1 pseudogene is annotated in these 1003 nt (G+C 59.2%); it reads left to right on the top strand.

Annotated elements, in window-relative coordinates:
• Positions 1–1003 (top strand): annotated as a pseudogene (locus tag PVOR_RS17120) (collagen-like protein); the annotation flags it as partial.

Here is a 1003-nt window from a genome sequence, read left to right on the forward strand (position 1 = left end):
AACAGGAATCATGGGTTTAACGGGATCTACTGGAGCGACAGGTGCCACCGGTCCAACGGGAACAATCGGTGTAACTGGTAACACGGGAGTATCAGGTGCAACCGGAGCCACAGGCCCGACTGGTTTGACCGGTCCAACGGGAGCCACCGGTCCGACTGGAGGAACCGGAATAGCAGGCGTGACGGGTTCGACGGGACCAACCGGAGCAGTAGGGGCAACAGGAGCAGCAGGTGTTACGGGAGCCACAGGCTCGACTGGTGCCACCGGAGTTATGGGGTTAACCGGCCCAACGGGAGCTACAGGAGCGATTGGTGCAACAGGGGCAATTGGGCCAACCGGAGCTACAGGAGCAATCGGAGCTACGGGTTCAACGGGGGTAACCGGCGTTACAGGTTTTACAGGCCCGACAGGTGCCGCCGGCGTAACAGGTATAACAGGAAGTACTGGTGTCACAGGACCAACAGGAGTCATAGGTCCGACCGGAGCAACCGGGCCAACGGGGCCGATCGGTGTTACTGGTAACACGGGGGCAACCGGTGTTACAGGATCCACAGGCTCGACCGGGTCAACGGGTGTAACAGGCGTTACAGGTTCAACTGGCCCGACCGGAGCCACCGGAGTTACGGGAGCAACCGGTCCAACTGGTTTAACAGGAGCGACAGGCCCGATTGGTGTAACTGGTAACACGGGTTCAACCGGAGCAATCGGAGCTACTGGAGTCACCGGATCCACAGGATTTACGGGATTAACTGGTCCAACAGGAACCACCGGTTCCACAGGGGCAACGGGAGTAACTGGCCCAACCGGTGTTACAGGAGCAATAGGAGCAACGGGTTCAACAGGATCTACGGGCGCCACGGGCGCGATAGGAGTCACCGGAGTAACCGGCGCAACAGGAGCAACAGGGGGAACAGGTTCGGCAGGAGTAACAGGCTTGACTGGTCCTACGGGAGTAACCGGTCCAACAGGAGTAACAGGGATAACTGGGGTTACAGGTTCTACA

It is taken from the genome of Paenibacillus vortex V453, assembly GCF_000193415.1.
Taxonomy (GTDB): domain Bacteria; phylum Bacillota; class Bacilli; order Paenibacillales; family Paenibacillaceae; genus Paenibacillus_AQ; species Paenibacillus_AQ glucanolyticus.